10 protein-coding genes and 1 pseudogene are annotated in these 12371 nt (G+C 66.9%); 7 read left to right on the top strand and 4 right to left on the bottom strand.

Going from position 1 to position 12371, the window contains the following annotated elements; genetic code table 11:
• Window positions 1–77 precede the first annotated feature (77 nt).
• Window positions 78–1019 carry a glutathione synthase gene (gshB, locus tag GXN78_RS10285; RefSeq protein ID WP_181360606.1) on the top strand — a complete coding sequence of 314 codons (942 nt, stop codon included), beginning with the start codon at window positions 78–80 and terminating at the stop codon, window positions 1017–1019.
• Between the two features lie 57 nt (window positions 1020–1076).
• On the opposite strand, the gene GXN78_RS10280 is transcribed toward gshB, so the two are convergent.
• Window positions 1077–2087, bottom strand: coding sequence for an AraC family transcriptional regulator (locus GXN78_RS10280; RefSeq protein ID WP_106558521.1), 1011 nt, complete (start codon window positions 2085–2087; stop codon window positions 1077–1079).
• A gap of 107 nt (window positions 2088–2194) precedes the next feature.
• Here GXN78_RS10280 and GXN78_RS10275 point away from each other — a divergent pair, with 107 nt between their 5' ends.
• Window positions 2195–2407 (top strand): DUF1289 domain-containing protein, encoded by a 213-nt coding sequence (locus GXN78_RS10275; RefSeq protein WP_106558522.1) that lies wholly within the window; start codon window positions 2195–2197, stop codon window positions 2405–2407.
• Window positions 2408–2512: 105 nt separating this feature from the next.
• On the opposite strand, the gene ltrA is transcribed toward GXN78_RS10275, so the two are convergent.
• The gene (gene ltrA, locus GXN78_RS10270) at window positions 2513–4021 is read right to left on the bottom strand and encodes a group II intron reverse transcriptase/maturase (protein ID WP_164255407.1); all 1509 of its coding nucleotides are present in this window, start codon (window positions 4019–4021) and stop codon (window positions 2513–2515) included.
• A gap of 402 nt (window positions 4022–4423) precedes the next feature.
• Here ltrA and GXN78_RS10265 point away from each other — a divergent pair, with 402 nt between their 5' ends.
• The 5 genes from GXN78_RS10265 to GXN78_RS10245 all read left to right on the top strand — a co-directional run bounded on the left by GXN78_RS10265 (window position 4424) and on the right by GXN78_RS10245 (window position 10001).
• Window positions 4424–6073, top strand: a complete 1650-nt coding sequence (locus GXN78_RS10265) for a fatty acid--CoA ligase (RefSeq protein ID WP_106561417.1) — start codon at window positions 4424–4426, stop codon at window positions 6071–6073.
• Window positions 6074–6424: 351 nt separating this feature from the next.
• Window positions 6425–6841, top strand: a complete 417-nt coding sequence (locus tag GXN78_RS10260; RefSeq protein ID WP_239142662.1) for a carboxymuconolactone decarboxylase family protein — start codon at window positions 6425–6427, stop codon at window positions 6839–6841.
• Window positions 6842–6878: 37 nt separating this feature from the next.
• Complete coding sequence (locus GXN78_RS10255) at window positions 6879–7934, top strand: 3-keto-5-aminohexanoate cleavage protein (protein ID WP_106561416.1); 1056 nt, start codon at window positions 6879–6881, stop codon at window positions 7932–7934.
• Window positions 7935–7966: 32 nt separating this feature from the next.
• The gene (locus GXN78_RS10250; RefSeq protein WP_106561415.1) at window positions 7967–8971 is read left to right on the top strand and encodes a tripartite tricarboxylate transporter substrate binding protein; all 1005 of its coding nucleotides are present in this window, start codon (window positions 7967–7969) and stop codon (window positions 8969–8971) included.
• A gap of 7 nt (window positions 8972–8978) precedes the next feature.
• Window positions 8979–10001, top strand: a complete 1023-nt coding sequence (locus tag GXN78_RS10245; RefSeq protein ID WP_106561414.1) for a putative sulfate exporter family transporter — start codon at window positions 8979–8981, stop codon at window positions 9999–10001.
• Between the two features lie 35 nt (window positions 10002–10036).
• Here GXN78_RS10245 and GXN78_RS10240 read toward each other — a convergent pair whose 3' ends face one another.
• Window positions 10037–10801, bottom strand: coding sequence for a class II glutamine amidotransferase (locus tag GXN78_RS10240; protein WP_106561413.1), 765 nt, complete (start codon window positions 10799–10801; stop codon window positions 10037–10039).
• Between the two features lie 27 nt (window positions 10802–10828).
• A pseudogene (locus GXN78_RS10235) lies at window positions 10829–12275 on the bottom strand (MFS transporter).
• Window positions 12276–12371 lie beyond the last annotated feature (96 nt).

Here is a 12371-nt window from a genome sequence, read left to right as displayed (position 1 = left end):
TGCAAGATCAAGCAAGACGCCCGGGCCGCAGCGGCAGACGCGGCTCGCCCTTCATCGAACGCTGGAAAGACATCCTGATGCACATCCTCTTCATTGCCGATCCGCTCGAGCAGTTCAAGATCTACAAGGACACCACCTTTTCGATGATGCGAGAGGCGCAGCGCCGCGGCCACAAGCTCTCGGCCTGCGTGCCGCAAGACCTGACCTGGCAGCGCGGCCACCCCGTCATCGCGAAGGTGCGCGAGATCACGCTGACCGGCGAAGCGGCCTGGTTCCGCGAGGAAGCCGTGATCGAGCGCCCCCTCCAGGCCTTCGACGTGGTGCTGATGCGCAAGGACCCGCCCTTCGACGCCGAATACATCTACGCCACCCACCTGCTCGAGCAGGCCGAGCGCGAGGGCGCGCGCGTGATCAACAAGCCGCGCTCGCTGCGCGACCATCCCGAGAAGCTCGCGATCATGGAGTTTGCGGAGTACACCACGCCCACCCTGGTCACGCGCGATGCGGCCGCGGTGCGCGCCTTCCATGCCGAGCACCAGGACATCATCCTGAAGCCGCTGGACGGCATGGGCGGCATGGGCATCTTCCGCGTGCGGGCCGACGGGCTGAACCTCGGCTCCATCGTCGAGACGCTCAACAAGAACGGAGCGCAGACGATCATGGTGCAGCGCTTCGTGCCCGAGATCACGCAGGGCGACAAGCGCATCCTGGTGATCGGCGGCCAGGCCGTGCCCTACAGCCTGGCGCGCATCCCCCAAGGCAGCGAGGTGCGCGGCAACCTCGCCGCCGGCGGCAAGGGCGTGGCGCAGCCGCTGACGGAGCAGGACCGGCGCATCGCCGAGGCCATCGGCCCGGTGCTCAACGAGCGCGGGCTGCTGCTGATCGGGCTGGACGTGATCGGCAACTCGCTCACCGAGATCAACGTCACCAGCCCGACCTGCTTCCAGGAGATCACGGACCAGACCGGCTTCGACGTGCCGGCGATGTTCATCGACGCGCTCGAGGCCGAGCTGCGCTGAGCCGCTGGCGGGCGCCCAGGCCACGGGCCACGCGCGCCAAAGGGTCACCCTCCTTCGCTAGTATTTTGTTCGGCTCCCTGCACGGCGCCGCCGACCTGCGACCTCGCCAAACTGCTGCTTGTACCAACGAGAGAAAGCGCTGAGCGCCGAGAAGCCCAGCAGATCGGCCACCTGCGACAGGGGGCGCGTGCCGTCGTCGATGTACTGCGCTGCCAGCTCGCGCCGGATGGTGTTCATCACCTCGGTGAATGTCGTTCCTTCACGCAGGAGCCGCCGATGCACCGTGCGCCGGTCGACGCCGAGTTGTTGCGCCACCTGGTCGATGGAGCACTGGCCTGAAGGCAGCAGCACGAGCAGGATGTTGCGCACGCCATCGACCGCGTTCATGCTGCCCGATCCACCGGTGGCATCGAGAAGCTGCCGCGCATAGCGCGCCATCACCGGATCGGCCATCGGATTCGGTGCATCCATGTCGCGCGTGGTGCAGACGAGCCCGTTGAAGTCCTGTCCGAAGTCGACGGCATGGCCGAACATGCGAATGTGCAGGCTCGGATCGCGCGGCGGTGCGTGCGCGAAGCACACCCGCAATGGGTTCCACGTCGGGCCGAGGAAAAACTTGAGACTGCGGAACATGACGCCGACAAGCAGCTCCATCGCTTGCCGCGATGAGCCGGCGTGGCCGACCAGCAACTCGTCCCGGATCACTGCAATGCCTTCCGCCTCGTCGAGCCTCATGAAGAGCGATTCGTTCAGCATGCGGCTGTATCGCACCAGCGCACGCACGACGCGCCGCACTGTGGGTTCCTCGCGCACCACCAGCGCCACCGGCCCGAGGTTGGACAGGAGCCGCGTTTCGGCCATGCGCAATCCGAAGTTGTCCAGGCCGCTGGCAATCGCCGAGGCCTCCAGCAGGGCTCGCACCGCGTCGCTCGGAATGCGCAGGTCGGGATCGTGCAGGCAGGCCGGGCTGAGCCCCACATCCGCCAGCAAGACCAGCGGATCGAGTCCGGCCGATCGCGCCACCTCGGCGTAGTGGGTCAGGCTGGCGCTGCGAACGAGGCTCGACATGGGGTTGGTACCAGGTGTCCCGTCAGGTTAAATGCACGTCCCCGTTCGTCAATCGGCGTATCCCCCCAATCGAAACAATCAGCCGTCGCAGCTACCCGCTGATCCCGATGAGCCCATTCAAACCCATTGCCGACCCTTGCATCAATGTTTGCAGGATGGACCTGGACGGAAGGTTCTGCCAGGGATGCAAGAGAACCCAGCTGGAAATCGGCGGCTGGGCACGGATGACCGAGCAGCAAAGGGCCGACGTTGCCACCTTGATCGAGCAGCGCGTGGGCCGGAGGGTCACGCTCGACGCGACGGTGCGGGCGGCTCCATAGACCGGCGTTTGCCACGCGCCATTCGAAAACCAACCCCTGTGACGAAAAGTAGGAGTAGGAATGCCAGTCACCCAGCACCCCCTCCCCAGATCCGTACGTGCGGAGCTACCGCATACGGCTCCTGCCTTGGGTCGTGACGATCAGACGCTGGTTCGGGTAAGGGTGGCAGATGGTCGGAACAGGCAGCCAGTGCGCCATCAAGCGATACATGCGTCGCCAAGGCAGGTCGTGGCGCTGGCTGCGGCGGCACAACGTGCGGTGCCACAACCCGACGACCTGGAAGCGGAATGCCCTCAGCCGCGCGCCGTTGCACGGCACGCCGAAGTAGCGCGCATGCCCAGTCACCACCGCCCGCAGGTACTGGCCCTGCTCCGGGATGGGTTGGTGCATGCGCCTTCTGAGTTCGAGCTTGACCACCTGCAGTTTGGCTCGCAGGCGTTTGGCACTGGTGAGTCGCAGGACCATGAAGTGGCCCTTCCTCGTCGTCCCGCAGCAATGCGTGAACCCCAGGAAGTCGAAGGTCTGCGGCTTGCCTTGTCCCTTGCGGCGTCGGTTCTCGCGGGCGAAGCGCCCGAACTCGATCAGCCGCGTCTTCTCGGGGTGCAGCTTCAGCCCGAACTGGCCCAGCCGCTCGGCCACCGCGCGCTGGAAGCGCTCGGCATCGTCGCGGAACTGGAACCCGGCAACCCAATCGTCGGCGTAGCGCACGACGATCACGTCGCCTCGGGCATGGCGCCCCCTCCACTGCTTGACCCACAGGTCGAACGCATAGTGCAGGTAGATGTTGGCCAGCAGCGGGCTGATGCTCCCACCCTGAACCGTACCCAACTCACTTTGCGTCAGCCTGCCGTCTTCCAGCACGCCCGCGTGCAGCCATTTCTTGATCAGCCGCACCACGCGCGCGTCAGCCACGCGGTGTTCGATGAACTTCACCAGCCAGTCCCTTTCGATCGTGTCGAAGAACTTGGCTATGTCCGCATCGAGTATCCAGTTCACTCGTCTGCTGCTCACACCTACCGCCACGGCATCCAGCGCGTTGTGCGCGCTCTTGCCGGGCCTGAAGCCGTAGCTGAACCCGAGGAAGTCCTGCTCGTAGATGGCGTTCAACACTTCGACCGTGGCGCGCTGCACGAGCTTGTCCTCCAGCGCCGGCACGCCCAGCGGGCGCTTGCTGCCGTCGGCCTTGTCGATGTACACCCTCTTGACAGGCTGGGGCCGGTAGCCCCCTCGGGCCAGCCGCTCGGACAGTTCCAGGAGGTTGCCCTCCAGGTCCTGCCCGTACGTCTGCCAGGTCTGGCCGTCCACCCCGGCGGCCGCATCGCGCTTGAGCGCAAGGTAGGCCGCCCGCAGGCGCTCGACCGCGTAGATGTGATGCAGCAGTCCAGTGAACCTCGCACCACGACGGCCCTTTGCCGTCTGTCGTATGCCATCGAGCGCGGTTCCCATGTCATAGACCCGCACCGATCTGCGGGACATGCGCGCCGCGATGGCATTGCCCTTGGCCTGCCGCCTTCCCTCCACCGCCTCCGCCGCCGCAGGGGCTTCCCCCGCGGCCTTGTTCGGCAGCTTCTTCGGTACTACGCAGCAGTCCGACTTCCCGCGCCCGTGGCTCATCGTCGTACGCCCTTGGGCTTCACGATGCGCTCTGCAGCCAGCGCTTCCCAGCGCTGCGCAGAAGGACGCGGGATCTCCCGGTTCCCGTGCGAGGTGTTTCCGCGCGTGCGCGGGGTCTCTGACCGCGCGGGGTCCGATGCCGCCTCGCCAAAGCGGCAGCATCGGTGTGGCCTTCGGCTTTCTCCGACAACCTCGGCACCCCGGACCACCCGCAGCTCTCGCCGCGGGGCATGTATTACGCGGCTCGATACCCGGCCCGCGCGTACCCCTGTCAACGCTTCGCCCACACCCTCACGAATGTGTACGCATGACTCGGGGCCGCCGTAGCTGGCTAAGCCTTCAACGTATGACTCTTTCATTCACAACACCTCGCCGGTTTTGACCGGCGCACCGGAGACACACATGAACGCAAATCTCATCGCCCCCACGCCGTCGGCGTACGCGTACCCATTGCTCATCAAGCAATTGCTGGTCAACTCGCTGAGCCTGTACGGCGACCAGGAGATCACCTATCGCGGCGAAATGCGCTACAGCTTCCGCGAGTTCCGCCAACGCATCGGCCGGCTCGCGTCGGCGCTGGGCGCGCTGGGCACCCGGCACGGCACCACGGTGGCCGTCATGGACTGGGATAGCCACCGCTACCTGGAAAGCTACTTCGGCATTCCGATGATGGGCGCAACGTTGTTCACGGTGAACGTGCGTTTGTCGCCGCAGCAGATCCTTTACACGCTGAACGATTCGGAGGCCGAGATCGTGCTGGTGCACGCGGATTTCGTGCCGATGCTCGAGCAGATCAAGGACGGGCTCAAGGGCGTGCGCCACATTGTCGTGATGGCAGACGGCCAGCCCGTGCCGCAGACGGCACTGCCGCTGGCGGGCGAGTACGAGAACTTGCTCGGGCAGGCCTCGCCCGAATTCGAGTTCCGCGACCTCGACGAACAGACCAAGGCGGCAACCTTCTACACGACCGGGACCACGGGCGACCCGAAGGGCGTGAGCTATAGCCACCGCGACATCGTCCTGCATGCCCTGGTCGCGGCCACGAGCCTGGGTGCGCAGAAAGACGGCCAGCGCCTGCACCGCGAAGACGTCTACATGCCCATCACGCCGATGTTCCACGTGCTCGCCTGGGGCCTGCCTTACGTCGCCGTCATGCTGGGTCTCAAGACGGTTCTGCCGGGCCGCTACGTGCCGGAGCTCCTCCTGAAACTACGCCAGTCGGAGCAGGTCACCTTCTCCCATTGCGTCCCGACCATCCTGCAAATGCTGTTGCAGGCGGCACCCCAGGATGGCGCGCCGGACCTCTCGGGCTGGAAGATGATCATCGGCGGCTCGGCGCTCTCCCCCGTCCTGTGCGAGGCGGCGCTCGCCCGCGGTCTCGATGTGTTCGCCGGCTACGGCATGTCGGAGACCGGCCCGATCGTGTCGCTGGCACAGCTTCCGCCCGGATTCAAGGCTGCCGATCCGCGCGAGGAGGTGCGGATGCGATGCTCGCCCGGTCGTCCCGTGCCGCTGGTGGACTTCCGCATCGTCGACGAAAAGATGCGCGACATGCCGCGCGACAGCAAGAGCCAGGGTGAGATCGTCCTGCGCGCGCCCTTTCTCACGCAGGGCTACTTCAGGAAGCCCGAAGCGTCCGAGGAACTGTGGGCGGCAGGCTATTTGCACACGCAAGACATCGCGCTCATGACGCCGGCCGGATTCGTCCAGATCGTCGATCGCATCAAGGACGTGATCAAGACCGGTGGCGAGTGGGTCTCCTCCATCGAGGTGGAAGGCCTGATCGCCGAAGTACCTGGCGTTCGGGAGTGCGCCGTGATCGGCGTGCCCGACGCGAAGTGGGGCGAGCGGCCCATGGCCTTCGTCGTTTGCAAGCCCGGCATGGAACTCGAGCCGAGCGCCATCTGCGAACGACTTATGGGACATGTCGAATCGAAGCGGATCAGCAAATTTGCCGTCCCGGACACGGACCGCATCGCCTTCATCTCCGAGATCCCGAAGACAAGTGTCGGAAAGATCAACAAAAAGGCGCTGCGCGAGCTTTCGGCCTGAGCTGATTGATGAACGTCCCCAACAAAGAGCGCACCAAGAGCATCGGCGGCGAGGAGCTGCTGCTGCCTGACCAACTCCGGCGATAACTCGAGCCGCCTCTGTTTCCGTGGCACCGAAGACCTCGGCGGTGGCCTGGCAGCCAGATTTGAAGCCACCCGACGAAAGCCGGGTGGCTTTTTTTCTGAGCGTCATTCGTCCGACACGGCGCAACGGTTTTAGGCCCCGCGACGCAACCCGAATGGGCTTTCCCGCATGTCCCGGAATGGCAAGTCGGTGTCTCCATCAGTCAACTGGAAAAACGACCCGACGCGCAAACTTCTTCCCATCCCGGAGACACAAGGAACCCAAGCAATGAACGCACCCGACAAGCCAGCGCCCAGCACCCCGGCGTGCGACCGCATGCGCAGCAGCGGCAATTGGAACCCCAACTGGGAGCCCTTTGCCAAGCTCGATCCGGAATGGACCGAGAAATTCATGTCGATGGCCATCGCACCGATCGCGTCGGGCGTGCTCGACGCCAAGACCGTCGAATTCCTCTCGATCGCCGTCGACGCCTCGTGCACCCACATGTATGGGCCGGGCGTGCGCCGCCACATCCGCAAGGCGCTCGACCTGGGCGCGACGCAGGAGGAAATCGCCGCAGTACTCCAGTGCGTGAGCGTGCTGGGCATCCACACGATGAGCCTGGGCGCACCGATCCTGCTCGAAGAATTGGCCGCGCACGCCGAACGCCAGGGCCCGTCCGCCAGCGACCACACCCCCACCTGACCCCACTCAACCCAGCTCACATCCAACGGAGACAAACATGCACTTCCTCGACGATTCCCTCTTGCCCGAAAACCAGCGGAAACTGGTGATCCAGGTCGCGCCCTACGGGCCCCAATGGGCCGCCAGCGATTCCGACGACATCGCCGTCACGATGGACCAGCAGGTCCAGAAGGCCGTCGACTGCTGGAACGCCGGCGCCACCGTGCTGCACGTTCACGTGCGCGAGGACGACGGCAAGGGCAGCAAGCGCCTGTCGAAGTTCAACGAGATGCTGGCGCGCCTGCGCGAAGCCGTGCCGCAGATGATTCTGCAGGTCGGCGGCTCGATCTCGTTCGCGCCCGAGGACGATGGCCAGGCGGCGAAGTGGATGACCGACGACACGCGTCACATGCTGGCCGAGCTCGACCCCCGGCCCGACCAGGTCACGGTGGCGATCAACACCCAGCAAATGAACGTGATGGAGCTGATGACCGAGGCCGACGTCGCGGGCACCTCGCTCGCCAACCCGACGCTGCAGGCCGCCTACCGCGACATGATCGTGCCCTCCAACCCATCGTGGCACGTCGAGCACATCCGCCGCCTGGTGGCCAAGGGCATCCAGCCGCACTTCATGATCGGCAACATGACGGGGCTCGAAAGCCTCTTGCGCCTGGTGCGCCGCGGCGCCTACAGCGGCCCGCTGGTCCTCAACTACGTGGCCATCGGTGGCGGCTCGGCAGGCCTGCATCCGGCCGACATGCTGGAATTCGCGCGCCGCACGCCCGATGGCGCGGTGCTCACGCTCGAGACACTGAATCGCCACATCTACCCGATGAACGCGATGGCCATCGCGATGGGCATGCACGTGCGTGTCGGCATCGAGGACACCCTGTTCGGGCCCCGCGGTGAACGCATGAGCTCGGTGGCGCAGATCGAGATGATGGTCCGCCTGGCGTGCGAGCTCGGCCGCGAAGTGGCCACCGGCGCCGAGGCGCACAGCATCTACGGCATCGGCGAGTCCTGGGCCGGCACCGACGAGGCGCTGGCGCGCCTGGGCCTGCCGCCCAACCGCGTGCCGGGCCAGCGCGGCGTGCCGATGCGCGCCATGGCCTGAGCCCGAATCTCGTCCAACACAAGGAGACACACATGAAGAATGCGATGACACCTTTCGGTCGCGCGCTGCGCGATGGCCTGCTGCTGACCGGCGCCGCGCTGGCGCTGTTGCTGGTCGCCCCCTCGGCATGGGCGCAGGGCTTTCCCCAGAAACCCGTGCGAGTGCTCGTCGGCGCGCCAGCCGGCGGCACCTCCGACATGGTTGCGCGCATGGTCGCCGAGGGACTGGCGCCGCTGCTCGGCCAGCCGGTGGTGGTCGAGAACAAGCCCGGCGGGCTGGGCGCCATCGCGATGCAGGATCTGCTGTCGTCGCCACACGACGGCCATACCCTGATCGTCGCGCCCAACGCGCTGGTGAGCGAGGTCCCGCACACGCTGAGGCCGAAGTACGACCCGTTCAAGGACATCACGCCGCTCGCCGAGCTGGCGCGCAGCGGCCTCGTGCTGGTGAGCAACCCGTCGCTGCCCGCGAAGAACCTGAACGAGCTGATCGCCCATGTGAAGGCCAACCCCGGCAAGATCAGCTACGCGTCCTACAGCGCGGGCACGCTGTCGCATGTCCTGGGGATGCAGATGAACGAGGTCGCCGGTCTGGAGATGAGCCATGTCGGCTACAAGGGCTCGCCGCCCGCGCTGGTGGACGTGATGGGCGGTCATGTGCCGCTGATGTTCGACGGCGTTGCGACCTCCCTGCCGATGATCAAGGGCGGCAGGCTGAAGGCCCATGCCGTCAGCGCGCCGAAACGCCTGAGCGTCCTGCCCGAGGTGCCGACCTTTACCGAGCTCGGCTTCCCGCAGCTCGAGGCGATCGGCTGGATCGGACTGTTTATCGCGTCCGACGCGCCCGCAGCCGCGCAACAGAAGCTGCGTGAGGCGACGCTGAAGGTGTTGCAGCAGCCGCAGCTGCGCGAGCGTTTGAGGGAGCTCGGCCAGGAAGTCGGCCAGCCGCTCACTTCGGACGAGTTGTCCGCCGGCCTGCGCAAGGACTCCGCTCGCGTCGGCGAGGTTCTGCGCTCGGTCAACTACAAGCCCGAGTGAGCGCGGCATGAACTCTCTGACGGCGACCGGCTGGCGCGAGCCCGCGCGCACGAACTTCCACGGCATCCTGGTGTCGGTGGTGGTGGCAGTGGCCTCCATCTCGCTGGCCGAGCACTACCACGTGTCGGCGATGCTGTTCGCGTTGCTGCTCGGCATGGCACTGAACTTCCTGTCGACCGAGGCCCGCTGCGCTGCCGGCATCCGGTTCTCCGCCAGCACGCTGCTGCGCATCGGCGTCGCGCTCCTCGGCGTACGCATCACGCTTGGGCAGATCACGGCGCTGGGCGCGCTGCCGATCGCGATGGTCGTGGGCTCGGTGGCACTGACCATTGGCTTCGGCATCCTGCTGGCGCGCCTGATGGGCTACCGAACCCGCTTCGGCGTCCTGACGGGCGGCGCGGTGGGCATCTGCGGCGCCTCGGCGGCGATGGCGATCGCCGCGGTGATCCCCACCCATCCCGAGGACAGCGCGAAAGAGCGCGCCACCATCTTCACGGTCATCGGCGTCAGCACGCTCTCCACGGCCGCGATGGTGCTCTACCCGATGATCGCCACGGCGCTCGGCTTCGGCCGCGAGCACGCCGGCGTCTTCCTGGGCGGCACCATCCACGACGTGGCGCAGGTGGTCGGCGCGGGCTACGGCATGTCGAAGGAAACGGGTGACGTCGCGACCATCGTGAAGCTGCTGCGGGTGGCGATGCTGCTGCCGGTGATCCTGGTCATCACGCTGGCGTACCGCAAGCAGCATGCCGGCTCGTCCGATGCGCCGAAGCCGCCGCTGCTGCCCTGGTTCGTGGTGGCCTTCGCGCTGATCGTCGCCGTCAACAGTCTCGGCCTGATTCCCGCAGTGGTGCAGCAAGCGCTGCAGACGCTGTCGACCTGGCTGCTGGTGGTTTCCATGGCGGCGATCGGCATGAAGTCTCACCTGAAGGACATTGCCACCGTGGGCGTCAAGCCGATCGTGCTGATGGTGAGCGAAACCGCATTCCTCGCGATCCTGGTGGCCGCGTTCATCGACCTGGCCCGCTGAGTCGACCTGGCGAGGTGCGCGCCGATCGACACCCCTCAGGACCTGCGCTGCCCGTCGACGAAGACCGCCAGTTCGCCGGGCGCGAAGGCGGTCCAGGTCTCGTTGACGGTCAGCGGCGCGGTCACCACCACCGCCACGCGGTCGTCCGGGGTGGTGTGCTGGGCGAAGTCGATGGACAGGTCTTCGTCCGACAGCTCGGCCGTCAGGAAGGGATGGCGCCGCTCGATGTACCAGAGGTTCGTCGACGCGTGCGACCACAGCGCCTGTCCGTTGGAGAGCATGAAGTTGAAGCTGCCGTGGCGCAGGAAGCGCGGCGCCAGCTCGCGCAGCGTGAGCGTCAGCTCATCGACCGTGGGCACGTCGGCGTGCGACTTGGCCAGCTCCTGCATGATCCAGCAGAAGGCATGTTCGCTGTCGGTGCTGCCCACCGGGTGGAAGTTGCCGTGCAGGCGCGGGCGGAAGTCCTTCAGGTCGCCGTTGTGGGCGAACACCCAGTAGCGCCCCCACAGCTCGCGCACGAAGGGATGGCAGTTCTGCAGGTTCACCGCGCCCTGCGTGGCCTTGCGGATGTGGGCGATGACGTTGCGGCTCTTGATCGGGTAGCGCCGGATCAGCTCGGCCACCGGCGACTCGCAGGCCGGCTGGTGGTCGACGAAGTGCCGCAGGCCCCGGTCCTCGAAGAAGGCGATGCCCCAGCCGTCGGCATGGTGGTCGGTGCGCCCGCCGCGCTGCGCGAAGCCCGAGAAGCTGAAGGTCACGTCCGTCGGCGTGTTGCAGTTCATTCCGAGAAGCTGGCACATGCGGGTGATTAGAACGCAGCCAAGGGCTCAAGGCTCGCGCTTTTCCCGGAGTTGCCAAGCCGCGCAGATCGCCAATGCGCACAGCCCGGCCAGCAGCATGAACACCTCGTCGAAAGCCGCCAGCCGCGCCGTGCTGGTGGCGGCGTTCGCCAGCGAATCGCCATGCGCGGCCAGCCGCCATTCGAGCACGATCGCGCACAGGCTCACGCCGGCGGCGCCGCCCAGCATGCGCAGGAAGTTGATCGCGCTGGCCCCCTGCGGGATCAGCGGCTTCTCCAGCGGGCGCATCGACCCCAGGTTGAGCGAGGGCAGGATGAAGCCCCACCCGCCCGATCACCGCAAAGACCGCCAGCAGCCAGATGGCGCTGTCCAGCTGCAACACCAGCATCAGCGCGAAGGAGGCAGCCAGCAGCGCCAGGCCGATGCACACCAGCAGCCAGGTCGGATGCCGGTCGGCCAGCCGGCCGACGCCCGCGATGGTGAAGGCCAGCACCAGCCCGGCCGGCAGCAGGATGGTGCCCACGTGCGAGGCCGACAGATGCAGCCCGACCTGCATGTAGACCGGCAGCAGGTAGGTCGAGCCGAACAGCGCCGTGCCGTAGATGAACGCCACCACGCTGCCCATCGCGAACTGCCGGTGGTGGAACAGCGCCAGGTTCATCAGCGGCGTGCCGCCCGCAGCCGCGACGCGCCGCTGCCAGGCGATGAAGGCGCCGAAGGCCGCCCCGGCGCCGGCCAGCAGCGCCGCCGCCTGCAGCGGCGTATCGCCCCGCAGCTCGACCAGGCCGTTCAGCAGGCACAGCGTGCCGACCGTGCCCAGCGCCAGCCCGCCCCAGTCCAGCGCCCCGCTGCGCGCGGCAGTGACGCCTCCCGGCGCGGTGACCGGCACGAACTTGTAGGCCAGCCAGATCGAGGCGACGCAGAAGGGCACCACCATGAAAAAGATCGAGCGCCAGCCGAACAGGTCGACCAGCACGCCGCCGATGCTGGGCCCCACGGCCGGTGCCAGCACCACGCCCATGCCGAAGATGCCGCTGGCGCGGCCCTGCTCGTGCGGCTCGAAGGCGCGCAGGATGATGATGGCCGGGATCGGCTGCACCACCCCGGCCGCCAGCCCCTCGGCCACCCGCGCGGCCAGCACCAGCGGGAAGTGGTTGGCCAGGCCGCCGCTGATGCCGCCCGCCAGCAGCAGCACCATGGTGCCCACGTAGGTGCTGCGGTAGCCGTAGCGCGCCAGCAGCCAGGGCGTGGTGAGCATCGAGACCGTCATCGCCACCATGAAGCCCGAGCTGACCCACTGCGCGCGCTCCTGCCCCAGCGAGAAATAGTGGCTCATGCCCGGGATCGCCACGTTGACGATGGTGGAGGACATGATCGAGGCCATGACCCCCACCATCACCGAGAAGAGCAGCAGCCAGCGGTAGCGCGACCCGTAGCGGGCGCTGAGGGAGAGAGGCGGGGGCGTGTCGATCATCGTGGGGCAGCCTGTTCGGGCTGTCCTACAAGGATACGGGCATTGCACGGCCGGCCGCCGCGGCGGCCGCCTCGACAATGGCCCGTCGTTCTTCCG

The organism is Variovorax sp. WS11, assembly GCF_010499245.1.
Classification (GTDB): domain Bacteria; phylum Pseudomonadota; class Gammaproteobacteria; order Burkholderiales; family Burkholderiaceae_C; genus Variovorax.
The sequence above is the reverse complement of the archived record's forward strand: the minus strand, read 5'-3'. Positions and strand labels throughout refer to the sequence as shown.